Below are 20310 nucleotides of genomic sequence, written 5' to 3'. Positions count from 1 at the left end.
CAATCAATTTATTTTTAGCAACTTGGCGCCGATTTCTCATACACTGATAATCCTGTTGAACTCCCGGGACTCACAGCGCATGGCAACCAGACCTTCATACATCTATCAAGGCGGCTCGGTGATGATGCACTCGCCGCTGCAGTTGAAAAACTCCGAAATGTACGGCTTTTTCGTCAAGGGCGATCTGGCCAAATTGCAGGCCACGCTGGACGGCACGCTGAACCAGGTGGCCGGCCAGCGCATGCGCTTCAACGCGATCTCGCCATATGTGCTGCTGACGTTCACCCGCGTCAACCACGCCGATTCGGCGGCGCCGGTCGACCATGCCAAGGGCTGGATCACCGAGATCGACATCGTCACCTGGATCATGGTCGGCGCCATGGACGACGAGGGCAAGCTGGCCCACCTCTATTACTACCCGGCCCACATCTTCGTCGACGACGCGATGGCGCTGATTAACGGCCGCGAATTGTTCGGCTACCCCAAGTATCTGTGCGAGTACGAGATTCCGCAGGCCGGCACTGAGCCGCTGCGCTGTTCGGTCGCGGCCAAGGGATTCCAGCCGTTTTCGCCGGAAACCAGGATCGCCATGCACCCGCTGCTGGAAGTGAACGCCACGCGCAAGACCGGCATCGAAAAGCCCGTCACCAGCGTGCTCGATCTGATCGAGCAGGCGATCGAGTTGTTCCTGTCGATCCCGGACTTCTTCAACATGGACGTCGCCGGCTGGGACGACATCATCTCGCTGCTGCGCAACCCGCGCATCGACCAGATCTTCCTCAAGCAGTTCCCTGACAGCGCCGGCTTGAAGGCGGTGTACCAGGCCATCCTCGCCGCGCCGGCCACCATCGACCGCATCCACAGCGGAAAACTGCTGGGTTATGAATACGAGTGCGTGCTGCACGCCTTCGACAGCTTCCCGCTCAACGAGACGCTGGGCCTGCAACTGGGACCGCAAACGGCCATCCTGCCGTACAACCTGAACTTCGATTTCACCGCGCAGCCGGGCGAAGAACTGATCGACAATTCCTCCGTGTCGCCGCAGAAGGTCGCGATCCTCGGCGGCGGCGTCGGTTCGATGACGGCCGCCTACTATCTGAGCGACCAGCCGGGCTGGCAGAACAACTACGACATCACCGTCTACCAGCAAGGCTGGCGGCTGGGCGGCAAGGGCGCCAGCGGGCGCAATGCGCAGTACGGCCAGCGCATCGAGGAGCACGGCCTGCACATCTGGTTCGGTTTCTACTGCAACGCGTTCAAGATGATCAAGGCCGCCTACGCCAGCCTGGATCGCCCGCCCGGCGCGCCGCTGGCGACATGGCGCGACGCCTTCAAGCAGCAGGACTACGTGGCCTTGTCCGAGCAGGTCGGCGACCAGTGGCACAACTGGTCGATCGTGTTCCCGACGCTGCCGGGCGAACCGGGCGAGGGCGGCGAGCAGATCACCTTGTGGCAGCTGGCGGTGGCGATGGTCGGCTGGATCGAACAATGGATCAAGAGCCTCGACCACCTGACCAGCGAACTGGAACTGCCGCCGCATCCGCACCATACCGGCATGCTGCCGGACTGGATCTACCATGTCGCCGAAGGCATCGGCTCATCCGCGCACGAACTGCTGGAAGACCTGTCGCTGCTGGCCAGCGGCTTGTCCGGCATGGTGGCCAACCTGTCGGCCGACGCCGCAACGCATACCGAAGGCCAGCACCTGGCGCTGGCCGGGGTGATGGAGGGCGTGCGCCACAAGCTGCGTTCGCGCTATCGCGGCCTGGTTGAGCAGGCCGACGGCGACGCCAGCGACGATATCCGCCGCCTGTTCATCTGCGTGGACTTGGGCATCACGGTGATGAAGGGCGTGTTCGAGGACGGCGTGATCCGCAACGGCTTCGACGTCATCAACGACATCGATTTCCGCGCCTGGCTGACCAAGCACGGCGGCGACCAGGAATACTGCGTCGACTCGGCGCCGGTGCGCGGCTTCTACGACCTGGTGTTCGCCTACGAGGGCGGCGACTTCGACAAGCCGAATATCGAAGCCGGCACGCTGCTGCGGGCGATGGCGCGCATCGGCCTGGCCTACAAGGGCGGCATCATGTTCAAGATGCAGGCGGGCATGGGCGATACCGTGTTCACGCCGCTGTACCAGGCCTTGCTGGCGCGCGGCGTCAAGTTCAAGTTCTTCCACAAGGTCGAGGAGCTGGTGCCGGACGGGCGCCAGATCGGCAGCATTCGCATGACGCAGCAGGTCAAGCTGGCCGGCGCCGGCTACGATCCGCTGGTCGATGTGAAGGACCTGGCGTGCTGGCCGAGCGTTCCCAATTACGAACAGATCGATCCCGCGCAGGCGGCGCTGCTGCAGCAGAAGGACATCAACCTGGAATCGTACTGGAGCGACTGGCCGAAGGTTTACCACGAGGCGTTCGACAAGGAGCTGCCGGTGCTGACCTTGCGGCGCGGCGTCGATTTCGACCAGGTGGTGTTCGGCATTTCGGTCGGCTCGCTGCCGGCCCTGTGTCCGCAGTTGCTGGCGCAAAGCCCGGCGCTGCGCACCACCGCAGAGCAGGTGCGGACGGTGGCCACGCAAGCCTACCAGGTCTGGCTGGACAAGGATCTGGCGCAGATGGGCTGGAGTTATCAGCCTGAAGGCCAGCAACCGGTGCTGAGCGCGTTCACCGAGCCTTACGATACTTGGGCGCCGATGGACCAGCTGCTGTGCCGCGAAGACTGGCCGGCCGGGCTGGAGCCGCGCAACGTGTCCTACTTCTGCAGCGCGCTGCCGGTGGCGAGCTATCCGCCGGCCGGCGACAGCGGTTTCCCGGCGCGCATGGCGGCCGTGGCAAAGGAGGGGGCGGTGCACCAGTTGAGTCAGCAGATCGCGTCGTTGTGGTCGGCGGCGGGGCCGGCCGGCGCGTTCCCGTGGCAGTGGCTGGTCGACGGCAGCGGGGCTACCGGCGTGGCGCGCTTCGACAGCCAGTACTGGCGCGCCAATGTCGATCCGTCCGAGCGCTACGTGATGTCGGTGGTGAACAGCACCAGGTACCGGCTGGCGACGGATCAATCGGGGTTCGCAAATCTGTACCTGACCGGCGACTGGATCAAGACCGGCCTGAACGCCGGCTGCGTCGAGGCGGCGGTCATGGCCGGCATGCAGACCTCGCGCGCGATGAGCGGCCATCCGGCCGTCATCGAAGGCGAGACCGACTTCTGATCCCGCCAGCCTGCCGTCTGCGTTAAGGGCGGCGGTAGCCGCGCGAGGGTTGCTCGGCGCGTGCAGGCATGCGTCCCTGCTGCTGCGGTGGCGCGTCGTTGCCCGGATGGCCGGCGGCGTGATTGCCGCTCTCGCTCATGCCTTCCTGCTCGGGGTCGTAGTCTCCATCAGGCATGTTGGCACCGGGTTTAAAGCCTTTTTCGCTGGATTTGCTTGCTTCGGTCATGATGATTCTCCTTTGATGGCGTTCCGGGCACTGGGAGTGGCCGGAACCTCATGATAGGCTTGCAGGCCGGCGCGTTCCGTATGCCAGCGTACGGAGCGGGTAAAGAATGCATGGCAATCTGGAGCGCTACCATGGAGGCTTTCATGACCGATACCGTGCCACAGATACGAGAAGGGCAGGCGCCGGCCCCGCTCGGCCGCGACGAATTTCATCTGCAGTTCATGCGCTCGTTCCAGGACCCGGCTTTCGGGCCGGTGCAAACGGCGCTGGCGCAAGTCGAGGAGGTCGCCTGGACCAATTACCGCGACGGCCGCAAGGCGCCTGTCACGCAAAAGGCGGGCGCCGGCTTCGCCGATCCCGGTTACGAGCTGTCGGTGGAATGGAAGGCCACGCGCGACCGCCTGCTGGCAGCCGAAAAAATCCAGAAGGATCCGAACAGCCGCTCGCGCGTGCTGCTGATCGTCGGCGCCGCCCGCAACGACGGCAGCTGCCCCGGCGAGATATCCAAGACCTTCCGCATGATGCGCTGGGCGGAGCAGACGCTGGCCGGCGCCGGCGTCGAAACCGACGTGCTCGACCTGAGCCTGCTGACCTCCAGCTACGACCTGCACATCCATCCCTGCAAAGGCTGCGTGTCGACTGCGATGCCGCTGTGCCATTGGCCCTGCAGCTGCTATCCCAACCACGGCGAGCGCCAGACCAACGACTGGATGGCGGAGATCTACGAAAAGTGGGTGGCCGCGCACGGCGTCATCATCCTGACGCCGGTGTACTGGTACCAGGCGCCGTCGGTGTTGAAGTTGATGATAGACCGGCTGGTGTGCGCCGACGGCGGCAACCCCGATCCGAGCAGCACCCACGGCAAGAAGGCGCAGGAAGCCAAGGCGCTGGAACTGGCGGGCTGGGATTATCCCAAGCATCTGGCGGGCCGCGCCTACGGGCTGGTGGTGCACGGCGACGTGGCCGGTATCGAAGGCGTGCGGCGCAACCTGGCCGACTGGCTCGACTGGATGGGATTGATCGACGCGGGCAGGCAGTCGGCGCTGGACCGCTATGTCGGCTACTACGACTCGTATGCTGAAAGCCACGAAGTGCTGGACCGCGACCAGGCGTTCCAGCAGGAGGTGCGCAACGTGGCGCAGTCGGTGGCGATCGCGGTCGGGCAGCTGCGCAGCGGCTGGCTGAGCAAGCCGGACGCCGAGGTGCGGCCGGTGCGGCCAAAATAACTCATTTGCCGCCGACCGCCATCCGCGAAAAACTGGCGATGCTGGCCGCGGCCGCAAACGCGGCGGCCAGCATCAACGCGTAGCTCGTGCCGCGCGTGGACGACAGCGTGAAGCAGTAGGCCACCAGCGCGGCACCGGTGGCCTGGCCGATCAGCCGCGCCGTGGCGACGATGCCGCTGGCGCCGCCGGCGCGGTGCGGCGGGGCGCTGCCCATGATGGCCTTCAGGTTGGGCGCCTGGAAGAAGCCGAAGCCGATGCCGCACCAGGCCATGCGCCAGGCGATGTCGAACGCGGTGACGCCGGTGGACATGGTCAGCAGCGCCACCAGTCCCGACGACAGCAAGGCCAGGCCGATGCCGCCCAGCGCGCCGGGCGAATAGCGGTCGCTCAGGCGGCCGGCGATGGGCGCCATCACCGCCACCAGCGCCGCCCACGGCGTCATCAGGAAGCCGGTTTCTATCGGCGAGCGGCCCAGCGTGGTCTCGAAATAAAACGGCAGCGAGACGAAGGCCAGGCCCTGCGCCGCGAAGGTGCACACCGCCGTCATCGCGGACAGCGTGAACAGCGGCCGCCGGAACAGGTCGACCGGCAGCATCGGCGCCGCGTGGCCGGCCTGGCGGCGCAGCAGCAGCCAGAAGAACAGCAGCGTGGCGGCCAGCTCCGGCACCAGCTTTTGCCAGCTCTCCAGGTGCGCGCCTTCGCCGAAGGTCAGGATCAGCAGGCCGAAGGCGAACACGTTGTAGACGGCGGTCAGCGCGTCGATCTTGTGGCCGGAGCGCGGCGTCAGCGGCAGCGCGCTGCGGCCCAGCCAGACGGCGAACACGCCCAGCGGCACGTTGATGGCGAACAGCCAGGGCCACGGCGCGACCGACAGGATCAGCGAGGCCGCCGTCGGCCCGACGGCGAACGACACGGCCACCACCAGCGAATTGGCGCCGAAGCCGCGTCCCAACAGCCTGGCCGGATAAATCGCCCGCAGCATGGCGGTGTTGACGCTCATCAGCGCGGCGCCGCCGACGCCCTGCAGCAGGCGCGCCACCACCAGCGACGGCAGCGACCAGGCCAGCGCGCACGCCAGCGAGGCGGCGGTGAACAGGCACAGGCCGAAGACGAAAACGCGGCGGAAGCCCAGCGCTTCGCCCAGCGCGGCGAAGGGCAGCAGCGTGGCCACCATCGCCAGCTGGAATACGTTGACGATCCAGACCGAGGCCGCCGGCGTGGCGCGCAGTTGCTCGGCCATCGCGGGCAGGGCGGTGTTGGCGATGGACGTGTCCAGCGCGGTCATGCCGACGCCGATGGCGACCGACAACATGGCCAGGCGGCGCGCGGCGGGCGGCAAGCCGTCGCGCTCGGCCAGGGTGGTTGCGGTATCTGCGATGCTGGCTGTCGACATATGGTTACGAGGAGATGATGACCTAGACTGTCATTGTCCCGTAAACCGCCGGAGTCTGCTGGCGGCGGCCCGGGTCAGCCGGCCGATGCGCGCTGCGGCGCGTCGCCGTCCCTGCCGTTGTCGATGGCGGCGCGGCGCAGGTCGTTGCAGGCCTTGTCCAGCGCCGCTTCCACGCCCGGCAGCATGTCGACCACGCCGGCCAGGTCGCCGGCCGCCGCCGCCTTTTCCAGTTCCGCGCACAGCGTGTGCAGATGCGTGGAACTGAGGTAGCCGGCGCTGCCCTTGAGCGCGTGGATCGCCGCCGCCGCCGCGCTGGAGTTGCCGGCGCCGATGGCGGCGCGCGCCGTCTCCAGCCGGCGCGGGGCCTCGTCCAGGAAGGCTTGCGTGATGCGCTGCATGTGCGCGTACGACAGACCGGCCAGCGGCATGATCTGCACCGTCGACGGGTCGGCGCGCTTGTCGGCGGACGGCGCCACGCCGAACTGCTGGTCCAGCGCCTCGCTGCGCGCCGCCGCCAGCCGCGCGGCGTCGGTCGGGCGCAGCGGACGCCCGCGGCTCAGGTGCTGGGCGATGGTCTTCTCGATCTGGTCGTACAGCAGGCGCTCGTCGACCGGCTTGCTGAGGAAGCCGTCCATGCCCACCGCCAGGTAGCGCGCGCGGTCATGGTCGCTGGCGTTGGCGGTCAGCGCGATGATCGGGATGCCCGGGTCGAGCACGCGGTAGTCCTCGCTGCCGCCGCTGCGGATCAGGCGCGCGGCCTGTTCGCCGTCCATCATTGGCATGCGGCCGTCCATCAGCACCAGGTCGTAGGCGGCTGTGCTCAGCGCGTGCAACGCCTGCAGGCCGTTTTCCACCACGCGGATATCGTGGCCCATGTTCTCCAGCAGCGTGCTGACGATGATCTGGTTGGTGCGCACGTCCTCGGCGCACAGCACCCGCAGGCGGTAGGCGTGATGGTCCTTGCGCGGCAGGCTGGCCGGATCGATGACCGGCGCGATGCCAGGCGCCAGCGGCAGCGTGAAGCTGAACGTCGAGCCGACGCCGACCCGGCTTTCGGCCGCGATCGAACCGCCCATCAGTTCCACCAGCTCCTTGCAGATGGCCAGGCCCAGGCCGGTGCCGCCGTAGCGGCGGGTGGTCGAATGGTCGGCCTGCTCGAACTTCTGGAACAGGCGCGGCAACGAGTCGGCCGGGATGCCGGGGCCGGTGTCGCTGATGTCGAAGCTGACGCTGGTGCGGCCGTCGACGGATTGCAGCGACGAGGCGTCCAGCCGCACTTCGCCGCGGTCGGTGAACTTGATCGCGTTGCCCATCAAGTTAAGCAGGATCTGGCGCAGCCGGGTCGGATCGCCGCGCACGTAGCGCGGCAGGTCCAGCGCCAGGTCGCAGCGCAGCAGCAGGCTCTTGGCGTCGGCCTGGCCCTGCAGGATGCCAATGGCGTCGTCGACCAGCGCGATCAGGTCGAAGTCCACGGTTTCTATCGACAGGCGGCCGGCGTCGATCTTGGAGAAATCGAGGATGTCGTTGAGGATGGCCAGCAGCGACTCGCTGTTCTGCAGGCCGATGCGCAGATACTCCTCGGTCCTGCCGTTCACCGACTGGTCGCGCATGGCGAACTTGATCATGCCGATCACGCCGGCCAGCGGCGTGCGGATGTCGTGGCTCATCGCCGACAGGAAATCGATGCGGTGGCGGCTGACGATTTCCGCATGTTCCTTGGCTTCGCTCAGCTGGGCGGTGCGCTCCTGCACGCGCTGCTCCAGCGTGTTGCGCAGCAGGCGGATCTGGTCGGCCAGCGCGAAGGCCAGCAGCACGCCGTCCAAGGTGCCGCCCAGCAGCGTGAACAGCTGGGCGTTGGTGACCAGCGCCGGGATCAGGCCGACGTTGGCCGGCAGGATGAACAGGCCGGGCACCATCAGCGCCACGAAGCCCAGCACGAAGAAGCGCGCCGGATAGTAGCCGCGCCGCCAGACGACGATGCCGCTGACCAGCGCCATCGTCATCCAGATCGAGATGACGATGGTGGCGATGGTGTGCGCGTAGCTGAGGAAGAAGAAGCAGCTCGGCAGCGTCAGCAGCGGCAGCACGATGTTGACGCGGCTGAACGCGTACAGCCGCGGCGCGTGCTCCTTCAGGCGCAGGAAGGTGGTGTAGAACAGCGTGCTGAGCACCGGCAGCAGGAAGAACGGCACGTAGTGCCAGTGCAGATTGTGCCAGCCGAACAGGTCGGCCGACATGTGGAAGGTCATGCCCCAGGCGACGGCGTAGCACAGCACGTACAGCGAGTAGTACAGCGACGAGCGGTCGCGGGTGATCGAGTAGATGAAGAAGTTGAACACGGTCAGCGCCAGCAGCGCGCCGATGGAGCCGATGATCAGCACGTTTTCGCGCGCCACCAGTTGCTGGTAGGCGCCGCGCGGCAGCACCGACATGACCGGCGTGCGGGCATAGTAGGGGCTGGAGAAGCGTATCAGCACCTGGTAGCGCTGGCCCGGCTGCAGCTCGACGTCCCTGCCGTAATGCAGCAGGTAGGGATGCGGCTGGCGATAGCCGGTCAGCATCTGGCGGGTGCTGCCGTCGGCGCCGTAGACCTGGATATCGACCATGTCGATCAGCGTGTCGTTGGGATCGATGACCCAGGCCGCCTGGCGGCTGTCGTTGCGCAGCTCGGCATACAGCCAGTAGCTGCCGCCGAGCAGGTCGACCTTGGCGGCAGGTTTCAGCTGCGCCAGCATGGCCGGCAGGCCGGCGGCGGTGACGGGGAAGGCCTGGCCGTCGTCGTGGAACAGCTTGCCTTGCACGGCCAGGTCGACGCTGGCGCTGTTCAGGGGGATGGGAGCGGCTTGCGGCTGGGCCTGAGCCGGCGCCTGCCACCACATCAGCACGGCCAGCAGCAAGAATAGTAAGCCGCGTGGCAGGCCGCAGGACATCTCGCTCGCTTTAGTCATTGGTTTCCGAGGGCCGCGGGTCTGGAAAAAGTTGTTTTTTGTATTTTAAACGAGAACTTATTGTTTTAGACAAAAATTGACTGTCGGGCCTGCTTCAAGCGCTGTCGCGCGTCAGGTAAGATGGCGGCTTTGCGCCACAGGATAGCGACCATGCTCATTTCCCCAGAACAATTTATTGGTTTCCTCAGCGCCGCGCTGCTGATCACGCTGTCGCCGGGGCCGGACAACCTGATGGTGCTCAGCGTCGGCATGTCGCGCGGCCGCCGCCAGGGCATGGCTTTCGGCCTGGGCTGCGCGCTCGGTTGCCTGAGCCATACGCTGCTGGCGACGCTGGGCGTGAGTGCGCTGATCAAGGCCTCGCCGCTGGCGTTCGGCGCGCTCAAGCTGGTCGGCGGCGCCTACCTGATCTGGCTGGGCATAGGCGCCTTGCGCAGCCGCGGCGGCGCGCGCGTCGAAGGCGCCGGCCTGCCGGACGAGAGCCTGGGCAGGCTGTTTGGCAAGGGCTTGTTCGCCAACGCCGTCAATCCCAAGGTGGTGCTGTTCTTCTTGTCGTTCCTGCCGCAGTTCGTGGTGGCCGAGCGGGGCGACGCCAGCTGGCAGACCGCGCAACTGGGCCTGTTGTTCACGGCCCAGGGCGTGGTGCTGTTCGGTTTGCTGGGCTATTTCTCGGGCGCCGCCGGCGCGTGGATCAACCGCCATCCCGGCGCGGGCGCGTGGATGGACCGCGTGGCGGGCACCATATTTGTCGGGCTGGGACTGAAGCTGATCGTCAGTCGCTGAAAAAAGCAAAAAAAGTTCGTACATGGGCGCGTATGTCATCAGGGCGTAATGCTGCACTGCGAAACTGGCTTTGCTCTTTCAAGTCTCTCCCGATTTGAAAAACCTTTGGCCCGCGCCTTTTTGTGCTGCGGGCTTTTTTTTTTTGTTTATCGCGCGACCAGCGTGAACTTCAGTTCCAGCTGGTCTTGCACGGCCAGCGCGCCGCCCATCAGCGAGAACGGCACGATGCCGAAGTCGCTTTGCTTCAGGTTGACGGCGCCGGTGACGGTCATGATCCCCGCATTGGCGCGGATGTCGACCGGGATCGCCAGCGTGCGGCTGACGCCGTGCAGCGTGATCGTGGTCTGCAGCGGCTGGCCGGGTGCGCCGCGCTCGGCGTGCACCGCGACCAGCGGATAGCGTCCCGCGTCCAGCACCTTGGTCAGCATATTGGTGCGGGTGCCTTCGATGGCGTCGGCCGACGGCTGTTTTTCCAGGCCGGCGGCGGTGCGCAGCGGGGCTTCGTCCACCGTCAGCTGGTCCAGGCGGAACTGGAAGTCGGCGCGGTTTTGCGCCGGCGCGACCGTGCCGCTGACGGTGCGGGCGGCCACCAGGTGATCGTGGCCCAGCCGCGCCAGCATGCCGCCGCGCCGCACGGTGACGGCGATCAGCGATTGCGCCGGGTCGATATGCAGCAGGGGAGCGGGCGCGGTCGCAGCTGCCGCGGGCGGCTTGACGCTGGCCCCGGCCGGCTTGGCAACGGCGGCCGGCGCCGTTGCGGCGGGCTGACTGGGGACTGGCGCGGGGGCGGACGGGGGCGGCGCCGGCAGCTGGCTGCACGCGGCCAGCGAGCTGCACAGCAACATTACTTGCAGGGAGATTTTTATGTTCATGCGTCCTGTACCCGTGGTCATTTGGCCGTCATATAGCCCGATTATGATGCGTGTCGCTGGTCCCAGCGTGCTCCAGCTGGTCGCCGTGCCCAAGCAGGCACGGGATTTCACAAAGCATGACTCAGCAGGCTCGCCGGTGGCCTGAAACACCGGCACCATCCTTCCAGAATGCCAACCTTAATGAAGTCCTAAGCCTGTGGCCGACGATAGCTGGCACAGTAACACCTGTAGCGCGTGGTTCAGCCTCGCGCCCGGTTGCCGGACTCGTTCAAGCCCGGCACAGAATTCGTCCAGGCGGCACCATCGCCGCCGGACCGCAGAACATCCCCACGCTTTCGAGCGTTTTCGAACCAGCATCATCTCACGATGACGCTGGTTTTTTTTGCTCTTCTTTTAACGATCAGCCGTGCTTGGCCAGCCAGGCGTCGATTTCCGGCAGGCGTGTGGTGCGCACTTTCACGCGGTACTGGATCGAGGCGATCGCGGTTTTGGTGTCGCCCTGGGCGTCGGCCGGCAGATGCTCCTTGGCGTAGGCGCGCAGCTTGTCGATCATCGCCGGATCGGCCGAGCGGCCACCCAGGCCGGGGAAGTAGCGGCTGCGCGAGGTGGCGTCGATTTTTTTCTCGACCTGCTCGCGGTGGGCCAGCGCGAAATCGAAGGCCAGGTCCGGATGCTGGCCGGAGACGCGGCCGATGATCGACGCGCCGGTGGTGGCGCCGCCTTCGTCGGTCAGCGCCAGTTCCAGCGCGCGCTGCGCCAGCGCCTTGTCCTTGGCGGTGCCCAGCAGGTCATACAGCTCGCTCTTGATCATCGTCGATTTCTCTTCCTGGGCGGCGGCGTGCAACTGGTCCCAGGCCGTGATGTCGGCGTTGGCCGCGATCACCGCCAGGATAGGGCGGCGCAGCGCGGCCGGCATGGCGGCTGCGTCGGTGGCCGAGGCGGCGTAGCGGCGGCGCGCTTCGGCCACGACGCCTTCGTCGCCGACCATGCCCAGTGCCGACACCAGCGTCTCGCGCAGGTTGGCGACCGGTGCCGCTTCATCCTTGGCTGCGGTCCAGCCGATGCGGGCCAGCACCGGCGCCAGGCGTGCGCGGGCGAACTTGTCCAGCGCGGCGCGCTGTTCGGGCTTGCCTTCGTAGCTGGCGTGCAGGCTGGCCAGCACGCCGGCGATCTTCTGCCAGACCTGCGGCGCCGCGTCGACCGGCGCGGTGTTGGCCAGGTCCATGAAGCCGGAAGCCGGCATCAGGCCCGCCATGCCCAGCGACCAGGTGTCGGACAGCAGGCCCAGTTGGTCGATGGTGCTCATGCCGGCAAAGCTGCCGGCCAGCGCCGCGAAGGCTTTTGGCGCGTACAGCGTGCGGTAGTAGCCGCTCTGGCCGGCGTTGACCAGCACCGCGCCGCAACCCGGCAGCGTCATGCTGGCCTTGCCGCCGTTGACGACGGTGCGTACCGTGGTGCCGCCTATGGTCTGGGCGATCACCGGCACGCGCCAGCTCAGCGGCTTCTTGTTTTCCTGGTCCTTGCTGAATTCGCCCTGCGTCAGCGCGATGGTGGTCTTGCCGTTCTTGCAGACCGCCTCCGATACGCGGATCAGCGGCACGCCCGGCTGCAGCGTGAAGTCGTGGGCGATGGCGGTGACCGGCTTGCGCGCGGCCTTTTCGACTTCAACCCACAGGTCGTCGGACCTGGTGTTGCCATAGGCGTGCTTGGCGATGTAGCTGCGCACGCCGGCACGCCAGGCTTCGTCGCCGACGTAGTTTTCCAGCATGCGGATCACCGACTCGCCTTTTTGATAGGTGATGCTGTCGAAGGCCTGGCTGGCCTGTTCGACGGTGGCGATGTGCTGCACCACGGGATGGGTGGTGGCCAGCGCGTCGCGCTCCATCGCCTGTTCGCGCGTGCCGACGGCCTTCAGCTCCCACTTCCATTCAGGATGCAGGCGGGTGGTGGTGCGCGACTCCATCCACGAGGCGAAGCCTTCGTTCAGCCACAGGTCGTCCCACCAGTTCATCGTCACCAGGTCGCCGAACCACTGGTGCGCCATTTCGTGCGCGGCCACCAGGAACGAGGTTTCCTTGTCCGACTGCGTGGCCACGCGCGGATCGAGCAGCATCGCGTATTCGAAGGTGAAGATCGCGCCCCAGTTTTCCATCGCGCCGAAGAACTGGCTGCGGCCGGGCGCGGCGATGTTGTCCAGCTTCGGCAGCGGATACTTGACGCCGAAGTAGTCGTTGTATTCCTTCAGCACGGCGACCGACGAATCGAGCGCGAACTGGGCCTGGCCCAGCGAGCCTTTCTGCGTCACGACGCCCAGTTCGACACCGCTTTCGACCGCGCTGGCGCGTTCGAATTCGCCCAGGCCGAAGAACAGCAGGTAGGTCGACATCTTGGGCGAGGTGGCGAAGCGCACCAGCTCGCGCCCGTCGGCCAGCTTGCTGGTCGAGGTAACCGGCATGTTCGAGACGGCCATCTGGCCGGCCGGCACGGTGGCCTCCAGCGCGAAGGTGGCCTTGTAGTTCGGTTCGTCCCACGACGGGATCACGCGGCGCGCTTCGGAGTTTTCAAACTGCGTGTACAGCGCGCGCTTCTTTGCGCCGCCGTTCTGGTAGTCCAGCGAGAACAGGCCGGCGGCCTGGGTGCCGATCACGCCGGTGTAGTCCAGCTTGAGCTGGTAGCTGCCCTTGGCCAGCGGCTGGGCGAACTTGAAGGTGGCGGTCTGCTTGTCGTTGTCGACGCCGATGTCGCTGGCGGCCACTGCCGGCTTGCCGGGGCCGGCGCTGATGGCGGCGGCGCTGAACTTGAGGTCGGCCGCGTTCAGCGTCAGGGTATTGGTGGCTTGCTTGATTTCCAGCGCGATCGTCACGCTGGCGCTGAAGGTGCTGTTGGCGGCGTCCGGCACCAGCGATACGGCGTAGTGCGTCGGCACCGCGTTGGTGGGTAACTGGGTAGTCACCTGGGCCGCCTTGGCGGCTGGCGCGGCTGCAACCATCGGGGAAGTCAGGCCGGCGGAAACGCCGATGAGCGCCATCACGGCGAGCGAAATCAAGCTGCGTTGCATGTCTAGTCCTTTTTATGTTAGTGGCCTCGTGAGCCAGCGTAGCAATCTAAAGGTAACGGCACGCGATGTCAATCTTGTATCACTCTGTAACAGCGATGTACCGCGGATCAGCTATGATGCGGCTATGATGCGGCTAACAAGAGACAGGAGACTGAAATGAAATTCTATACTTCGCCACGCACACCCAACCCGCGCCGGGTGGTCATGTTCATGGCCGAGAAAGGCCTGACCGGTATCGAGCACGTGACGGTTGACCTCGCCGCGGGGCAGAACCGCAGCGCCGAGTACCTGGAAAAGAATCCCTTCGGCCGCGTGCCGGCGCTGGAGCTGGACGATGGCCGCATCCTGTGCGAAACGCGCGCCATCTGCACCTGGCTGGAAGGCTATGCTCCCGAGCCCAACCTGATGGGCGACGGATTCGACGAGCGCGCCTTCATCGAGATGACCGATCGCCGCGTCGAGCTGCACCTGTTCCTCGGCATCGCCAACTGCGTGCGCCACACGCATCCGGGCCTGGCGATGCTGGAACAACCGCAGTTTGCCGACTTCGGCGCCTCGCAAGGCGAGAAGATGCGCGAGACCGCGCGCTGGCTGGACCGCACGCTGGCGACGCAGCCCTTCGTCGCCGGGCAGCGCTTCACGATCGCCGATATCACGGCGTTCTGCGCGCTGGAGTTTGCGCGCGGCCTGATGAAATTCCGTCCCGGCGCCGAAGGCATGGAGCATTTGCAGGCCTGGCGCGACCGCGTCGCCGAGCGCCCCAGCGCCACCACGCCATATTAAGTATCAAGCCGGGTATCAAGCCACGCGCTTGTACCAGGGCTGGCTCGGGAACACCGGCTTGTAGCGGCCTGTCAGCGGATTGCCCACCTCCAGCGGCCGGTCCAGTACCAGCAGGCCGGATTGCGCCAGGCTGTCGTCGAACAGCCGCAGCGCGCGCTGGCGCAGTGCCGGGCCGAAGTCGGGCAGGGCGCGGCGGGCCATGATCATCTGGAATTCATTGAACGAGGCGTCCGTCACCAGGTTGTACTGGGCCCAGGTGATGCGGTTGCGCAGCCGCGGCAGCAGCACCGCGCGCGCGTGGTCGTCGCTGACCTCCAGGTAATCCAGCAGCGAGCCCACGCCGCCGCTGCGCGCGTAATTTTCCTGCAGCTCGCCCAGGCGGTTCATCGGCAGGCTGGCGTCGAGCGCCTCCGCCAGCAACACGTCGCTGGAGACGGTGGCGTAGATTTCGGTGCGCTCGCCCAGCTGTTCCTGCTCCAGCAGGATGGCCAGCGTCCAGGCCTGCTGGGCGCCGGCGCAATCGGCCAGCCACACTCTCGGCAGCGGGGTGCCGTGCAGGCTCGCACCGAGCGACATGCGCAGCAGCGCCACTTCTGCGGCGTCGTCGAACATCAGCGCCGGTTCCACGTACAGCTGGCGCAGCAGGGCGCCGCAGGCTTGCGGATCGTGCAGCACGCGATCCTGCAGCGCCGAGATGGTCGGCGTTTCGAGCTGCTTCATGGTCGCTTGCACCTGGCGGCGCACGACGTCGCGCTGGTAGCCGCGATAGTCGTAGCCGTGGCACTGGAACATGGCTTCGAGCAGCAGCTCAAGTTCCAGTTCCTCCACCGACGACGGCGAGTGGCGGCGCGCCTCGGGCGGCGGCCGCAGCACCGCCTTCAACGAGGCCAACAGCGAAGTCATGCCCGCCATCAGTGCAGCCAGACCCGCATCAGCGACAGCAGCTGCGCCACGTCCACCGGCTTGGTGATGTAGTCCGAGGCGCCGGCGGCGATACATTTATCGCGGTCGCCCTTCATCGCCTTCGCTGTCAGCGTGATGATCGGCAGCGACTTGAATTTCGGTATGCGCCGGATCGCGCGCATGGTGTCGTAGCCGTCCATCTCCGGCATCATGATGTCCATCAGGACGATCTCGATGGTCGGATCCCGTTCCAGCACCTCGATGCCGTCGCGGCCGTTCTCGGCGAACGACACCTGCATCTGCTGGCGCTCCAGCAGCGAGGACAGCGCGAAGATGTTGCGCAGGTCATCGTCGACGATCAGCACCTTGCGTCCCGCCAGGCCGCCGTCGGCCGCGTGGATTTCCTCCAGCATCTTGCGCTGTGCCTCTGGCAGGCTGGCCTGCGAGCGGTGCAGGAACAGCGCCGTCTCGTCCAGCAGGCGCTCGGGCGAGCGCGCATCCTTGATGACGATGGTCTTTGCGTAGCGCTTGAGCTTTGCCACTTCCTTGCGATTGAGCTCCTTGGCCGTGTTGATCACGATGGGCAGGTCGCGCAGCGATTCATCCTTGCCGATGATGTCGAGCAGGTCGAAGCCGCTGATGTCGGGCAGCGTCAGGTCCAGCACCATGCAGTCGAAGCGCGCCTCGCGCAGCGCGTCCAGCGCCGCCTGGCCGGTGTCGACGGCGACGATGTGCAGGTCGGCGTCGCCGATCAGGGCGACGATGGAGTCGCGCTGCATCGGTTCGTCGTCCACCACCAGCAGGCTGCGTTTGCCGCCCAGCAGGAACTTCTGGATGCGGGTGAATTCCTCCAGCAGCACCGCCTTGCTGATCGGTTTGTTCAGGTAGGAGATCGCGCCCAGGCGCAGCGCGCGCTCGCGCTCGCGCAGGCTGGACATCACGTGCACCGGAATGTGGCGGGTGCTCGGATCGCGCTTGAGCCGATCGAGCACGGTGAAGCCGTCGATGTCCGGCAGGTCCAGGTCGAGCAGGATGGCGGACGGCAGGTAGTCGCGCGCCAGGCTCAGTGCCGAATCGCCCTGCATGGTGACGATGCCCTTGAAGTTCTTCTCGCGCGCGTAGTCCAGCACGATCTTGGAGAAGCGCTCGTCGTCCTCGATGATCAGCACCGATGGATCGCCCGGCGCCACCAGGCCGCGGTCGTCGCTGCCGCCGTATTCCTCCATGTCTGCGTCGAGCTCCGACAAGGCGTTGATGTTGCCGCCGTCATGCCCGGCCGCCGCCAGTTCGTAGTGCGGCGGCGAGTACACCACCTGCGGCGCCGGCATCGGCAGGCGCACCTGCGGCTGGCGGCCCATGTCGTAGTTGATGAAGCCGGCGCGGTTGTACGGCAGGAACAGCGTGAACGTCGAGCCGTTGCCGACCACCGATTCGACGCGGATTTCGCCGCCCAGCAGGCGTGCCAGTTCGCGCGAGATCGACAGGCCCAGGCCGGTGCCGCCGTACTTGCGGGCGGTGGAGCCGTCGGCCTGCTGGAACGCTTCGAAGATAAGCTGCAGCTTGTCGGCGGCGATGCCGACGCCGGTGTCGCACACGGCGAAGGCCAGCACCGCGTCCGCATGCAGCAGGTTCGGGTGGTCGCTGGAGAAGCCGCTGCTGACCATGCCGATCACCAGCGAGACCTGGCCGTGCGTGGTGAACTTGAACGCGTTCGACAGCAGGTTTTTCAGCACCTGCTGCAGGCGCGTGGTGTCGGTCATCATCGCCGTCGGCAGGTTTTCCTTCAGCTCGACGGAGAAGCCCAGGTGCTTGGCCTCGGCCATGTGGCGGAAGGTGCGGTCGACGTAGTTGCGCAGGTTCTGGAAGCGGTACTCGGAGACGTCCAGCGTCACGGTACCGGATTCGATCTTCGACAGGTCCAGGATGTCGTTAATCAGCGTCAGCAGGTCGGAACCGGAGCCGTGGATGGTTTTCGCGAACTCCACCTGCTTGCCCGACAGGTTGCCGTCCGGGTTGTCGCCCAGCTGCTGCGCCAGGATCAGCAGCGAATTCAAAGGCGTGCGCAGCTCGTGCGACATATTGGCCAGGAATTCGGATTTGTATTTCGACGACAGCGCCAGCTGGGTGGCTTTTTCCTCCAGCGCCAGCTTGGCCTGCTCCACCTCGCGGTTCTTGCGTTCCACCTCGATGTTCTGCTCGGACAGCAGGCGGGCTTTTTCGGCCAGCTCCTGGTTGGTCTGCTGCAGTTCCTGCGCCAGCGACTGCGACTGCGTCAGCAGCGACTCGGTACGGCTGTTCGCCTCGATGGTGTTGAGCACCACGCCGATCGATTCCATCAGCTGGTCGAGGAAGGACAGGTGAGTCTCGGTGAAGCGGTCCAGCGAGGCGATCTCGATCACCGCCTTGACCTGCTGCTCGAACAGGATAGGCAGCACAACGATGTTGGTCGGCGGCGCCGCGCCCAGTCCCGACGAGACGACGATGTAATCGCGCGGCACGTCGGTCAGCCAGATGCGCACCTTCTCCACCGCGCACTGCCCGACCAGGCCTTCGCCCGGCAGGAAGGAGGTCGGCAGCTTGCGGCTGGAACGGTAGCCGTAGCTGGCGATCATGCGCAGGCGGGCGTCGGACTCCTGCGAGTCCATCATGTAGAACACGCCGTGGTGCGCCGACACCAGCGGCGCCAGCTCGGACAGAATCAGCTTGGTCACGGCCTGCAAGTCGCGCTGGCCCTGCAGCAGCCGGGTGAAGCGCGCCAGGTTGGTCTTCAGCCAGTCCTGCTGCGCGTTCTTCAGCGTGGTGTCCTTCAGGTTGCGGATCATCTCGTTGATGTTGTCCTTCAGGTAGGACACCTCGCCGCGCGCCTCCACCTGGATGGAACGGGACAAGTCGCCGCGCGTCACGGCGGTCGCCACCTCGGCGATCGCGCGCACCTGGTTGGTCAGGTTTGCCGCCAGCTGGTTGACGTTCTCGGTCAAGTCCTTCCACGTGCCGGCCACGCCGGACACGTTGGCCTGGCCGCCCAGCTTGCCCTCGGTACCCACCTCGCGCGCCACCCGCGTCACCTCGGATGCGAAGGAGGACAATTGGTCCACCATCACGTTGATGGTGTCTTTCAGCTCCAGGATCTCGCCCTTGACGTCCACCGTGATTTTCTTCGACAAGTCGCCGCGCGCCACGGCGGTGGTCACCGCCGCGATGTTACGCACCTGGCCCGTCAGGTTGGAGGCCATGAAGTTGACGTTGTCGGTCAAGTCCTTCCATGTGCCGCCGACGCCCGGCACGTAGGCCTGTCCGCCCAGCTTGCCCTCGGTGCCCACCTCGCGCGCCACCCGCGTCACTTCCGACGCGAAGGAGGACAATTGGTCCACCATCACGTTAATCGTGTTTTTCAGTTCGAGAATCTCGCCCTTGACGTCCACCGTGATCTTTTTCGACAGGTCGCCGTTGGCCACGGCGGTGGTCACGTCGGCGATGTTGCGCACCTGACCGGTCAGGTTACCCGCCATCGAGTTTACGCCGTCGGTCAAGTCCTTCCATGTGCCGGCCACACCGGGCACGTTGGCCTGGCCGCCCAGCTTGCCCTCGGTGCCGACCTCGCGCGCCACACGCGTCACTTCCGATGCGAAGGAGTTCAATTGGTCGACCATCACGTTGATGGTGTTTTTCAGTTCGAGAATCTCGCCCTTGACGTCCACCGTGATCTTCTTCGACAAGTCGCCGTTGGCCACGGCGGTGGTCACGTCCGCGATGTTACGCACCTGACCCGTCAAGTTACCCGCCATCGAGTTCACCGAGTCGGTCAAGTCCTTCCACGTGCCGGCCACGCCTTTCACCTGCGCCTGGCCGCCCAGCTTGCCCTCGGTGCCGACCTCGCGCGCCACCCGCGTCACCTCGGATGCGAAGGAGGACAGTTGGTCCACCATCACGTTAATCGTGTTTTTCAGTTCGAGAATCTCGCCCTTGACGTCCACCGTGATTTTCTTGGACAAGTCGCCGTTCGCCACGGCGGTGGTCACCGCCGCGATGTTACGCACCTGGCCCGTCAGGTTGGAGGCCATGAAGTTGACGTTGTCGGTCAAGTCCTTCCATGTGCCGCCGACGCCCGGCACGTAGGCCTGTCCGCCCAGCTTGCCCTCGGTGCCCACCTCCCGCGCCACCCGCGTCACCTCCGACGCGAAGGAGCGCAACTGGTCCACCATCACGTTGATGGTGTCCTTCAGCTGCAGGATCTCTCCGCGCACGTCCACCGTGATCTTTTTCGACAAGTCGCCGTTGGCCACGGCGGTGGTCACCTCGGCGATGTTACGCACCTGCGACGTCAGGTTACCCGCCATCGAGTTGACCGAGTCGGTCAAGTCCTTCCACGTGCCGGCCACGCCCTTCACCTGCGCCTGGCCGCCCAGCTTGCCCTCGGTACCCACCTCGCGCGCCACCCGCGTCACCTCCGACGAGAAGGAGGACAACTGCTCCACCATGGTGTTGGCGGTGGTGGCCGCGCGCAGGTACTGGCCCTTCAGCGGCACGCCGTCGACCTCCAGCGCCATGGTCTGCGACAGGTCGCCTTTCGCCACGGCGCCGATGACGCGCGCCATTTCGGTGGTCGGCCGCACCAGGTCGTCGATCAGCGCGTTGACGGCGCTGACGATGGCGGCCCAGCCGCCGGACATATTGGGCACCTGCGCGCGCTGCGTCAGGCGGCCTTCGCGGCCCACCACGCGGCTCACGTCCGTCACCACCCGCACCATTTTTTCCTTGGTTTCGATGATTTCGTTCAGCGTGTCGGCGATCTTGCCGGCCATGCCGGTCCAGTCGGACGGCATGCGGGCGGTGAAGTCGCCTTTTTTCAACGCCATCAGGGTGGACAGTAAGAGCTTGGCGTCCAGCTGCTCGCCCATGTCGGTCATATTATTCAT

Annotated in this window: 11 protein-coding genes; 4 read left to right on the top strand and 7 right to left on the bottom strand. The window is 66.0% G+C overall.

Going from position 1 to position 20310, the window contains the following annotated elements:
- Positions 1 to 79: 79 nt before the first annotated feature.
- The gene (locus tag ACSQ3S_RS20575; RefSeq protein WP_436143582.1) at positions 80 to 3205 is read left to right on the top strand and encodes an NAD(P)-binding protein; all 3126 of its coding nucleotides are present in this window, start codon (positions 80 to 82) and stop codon (positions 3203 to 3205) included.
- Positions 3206 to 3227: 22 nt separating this feature from the next.
- Here ACSQ3S_RS20575 and ACSQ3S_RS20570 read toward each other — a convergent pair whose 3' ends face one another.
- Entirely contained in the window at positions 3228 to 3431 is a 204-nt protein-coding gene (locus tag ACSQ3S_RS20570) for a hypothetical protein (RefSeq protein ID WP_176651369.1), read from the bottom strand.
- A 143-nt stretch (positions 3432 to 3574) separates the two neighbouring features.
- On the opposite strand from ACSQ3S_RS20570, the gene ACSQ3S_RS20565 reads away from it, so the two are divergent.
- Complete coding sequence (locus ACSQ3S_RS20565; RefSeq protein WP_413446644.1) at positions 3575 to 4657, top strand: flavodoxin family protein; 1083 nt, start codon at positions 3575 to 3577, stop codon at positions 4655 to 4657.
- Position 4658: 1 nt separating this feature from the next.
- On the opposite strand, the gene ACSQ3S_RS20560 is transcribed toward ACSQ3S_RS20565, so the two are convergent.
- Entirely contained in the window at positions 4659 to 6050 is a 1392-nt protein-coding gene (locus tag ACSQ3S_RS20560; RefSeq protein ID WP_176651367.1) for an MFS transporter, read from the bottom strand.
- A gap of 74 nt (positions 6051 to 6124) precedes the next feature.
- Positions 6125 to 8998 (bottom strand): ATP-binding protein, encoded by a 2874-nt coding sequence (locus ACSQ3S_RS20555; RefSeq protein ID WP_436143581.1) that lies wholly within the window; start codon positions 8996 to 8998, stop codon positions 6125 to 6127.
- 150 nt (positions 8999 to 9148) lie between these two features.
- Here ACSQ3S_RS20555 and ACSQ3S_RS20550 point away from each other — a divergent pair, with 150 nt between their 5' ends.
- The gene (locus ACSQ3S_RS20550) at positions 9149 to 9778 is read left to right on the top strand and encodes a LysE family translocator (RefSeq protein WP_436143580.1); all 630 of its coding nucleotides are present in this window, start codon (positions 9149 to 9151) and stop codon (positions 9776 to 9778) included.
- Positions 9779 to 9924: 146 nt separating this feature from the next.
- On the opposite strand, the gene ACSQ3S_RS20545 is transcribed toward ACSQ3S_RS20550, so the two are convergent.
- Complete coding sequence (locus ACSQ3S_RS20545; protein WP_436143579.1) at positions 9925 to 10650, bottom strand: YceI family protein; 726 nt, start codon at positions 10648 to 10650, stop codon at positions 9925 to 9927.
- 400 nt (positions 10651 to 11050) lie between these two features.
- Positions 11051 to 13708 carry a M1 family metallopeptidase gene (locus ACSQ3S_RS20540; protein ID WP_436143578.1) on the bottom strand — a complete coding sequence of 886 codons (2658 nt, stop codon included), beginning with the start codon at positions 13706 to 13708 and terminating at the stop codon, positions 11051 to 11053.
- A gap of 156 nt (positions 13709 to 13864) precedes the next feature.
- Between ACSQ3S_RS20540 and ACSQ3S_RS20535 the strand changes: the two genes are divergently transcribed.
- Positions 13865 to 14491, top strand: a complete 627-nt coding sequence (locus ACSQ3S_RS20535; RefSeq protein WP_353403769.1) for a glutathione S-transferase family protein — start codon at positions 13865 to 13867, stop codon at positions 14489 to 14491.
- Between the two features lie 15 nt (positions 14492 to 14506).
- Here ACSQ3S_RS20535 and ACSQ3S_RS20530 read toward each other — a convergent pair whose 3' ends face one another.
- Entirely contained in the window at positions 14507 to 15394 is an 888-nt protein-coding gene (locus tag ACSQ3S_RS20530; protein WP_413446642.1) for a CheR family methyltransferase, read from the bottom strand.
- A gap of 8 nt (positions 15395 to 15402) precedes the next feature.
- The gene (locus tag ACSQ3S_RS20525; protein WP_176651360.1) at positions 15403 to 20310 is read right to left on the bottom strand and encodes a hybrid sensor histidine kinase/response regulator; all 4908 of its coding nucleotides are present in this window, start codon (positions 20308 to 20310) and stop codon (positions 15403 to 15405) included.

Origin of the sequence: Duganella sp. LjRoot269 (assembly GCF_964254095.1) — a bacterium.
GTDB classification, from domain to species: Bacteria; Pseudomonadota; Gammaproteobacteria; order Burkholderiales; family Burkholderiaceae_D; genus Rugamonas; species Rugamonas hordei.
This window is presented reverse-complemented; position numbering and strand designations above follow the sequence as displayed.

What these genes read in the sequence shown, in the direction of transcription:
- ACSQ3S_RS20555 (WP_436143581.1), bottom strand. Translation starts at nt 8,998, where the DNA reads ATGACTAAAGCGAGCGAGATGTCCTGCGGCCTGCCACGCGGCTTACTA.
- ACSQ3S_RS20560 (WP_176651367.1), bottom strand. Translation starts at nt 6,050, where the DNA reads ATGTCGACAGCCAGCATCGCAGATACCGCAACCACCCTGGCCGAGCGC.
- ACSQ3S_RS20550 (WP_436143580.1), top strand. Translation starts at nt 9,149, where the DNA reads ATGCTCATTTCCCCAGAACAATTTATTGGTTTCCTCAGCGCCGCGCTG.
- ACSQ3S_RS20565 (WP_413446644.1), top strand. Translation starts at nt 3,575, where the DNA reads ATGACCGATACCGTGCCACAGATACGAGAAGGGCAGGCGCCGGCCCCG.
- ACSQ3S_RS20575 (WP_436143582.1), top strand. Translation starts at nt 80, where the DNA reads ATGGCAACCAGACCTTCATACATCTATCAAGGCGGCTCGGTGATGATG.
- ACSQ3S_RS20525 (WP_176651360.1), bottom strand. Translation starts at nt 20,310, where the DNA reads ATGAATAATATGACCGACATGGGCGAGCAGCTGGACGCCAAGCTCTTA.
- ACSQ3S_RS20535 (WP_353403769.1), top strand. Translation starts at nt 13,865, where the DNA reads ATGAAATTCTATACTTCGCCACGCACACCCAACCCGCGCCGGGTGGTC.
- ACSQ3S_RS20530 (WP_413446642.1), bottom strand. Translation starts at nt 15,394, where the DNA reads ATGACTTCGCTGTTGGCCTCGTTGAAGGCGGTGCTGCGGCCGCCGCCC.
- ACSQ3S_RS20570 (WP_176651369.1), bottom strand. Translation starts at nt 3,431, where the DNA reads ATGACCGAAGCAAGCAAATCCAGCGAAAAAGGCTTTAAACCCGGTGCC.
- ACSQ3S_RS20545 (WP_436143579.1), bottom strand. Translation starts at nt 10,650, where the DNA reads ATGAACATAAAAATCTCCCTGCAAGTAATGTTGCTGTGCAGCTCGCTG.
- ACSQ3S_RS20540 (WP_436143578.1), bottom strand. Translation starts at nt 13,708, where the DNA reads ATGCAACGCAGCTTGATTTCGCTCGCCGTGATGGCGCTCATCGGCGTT.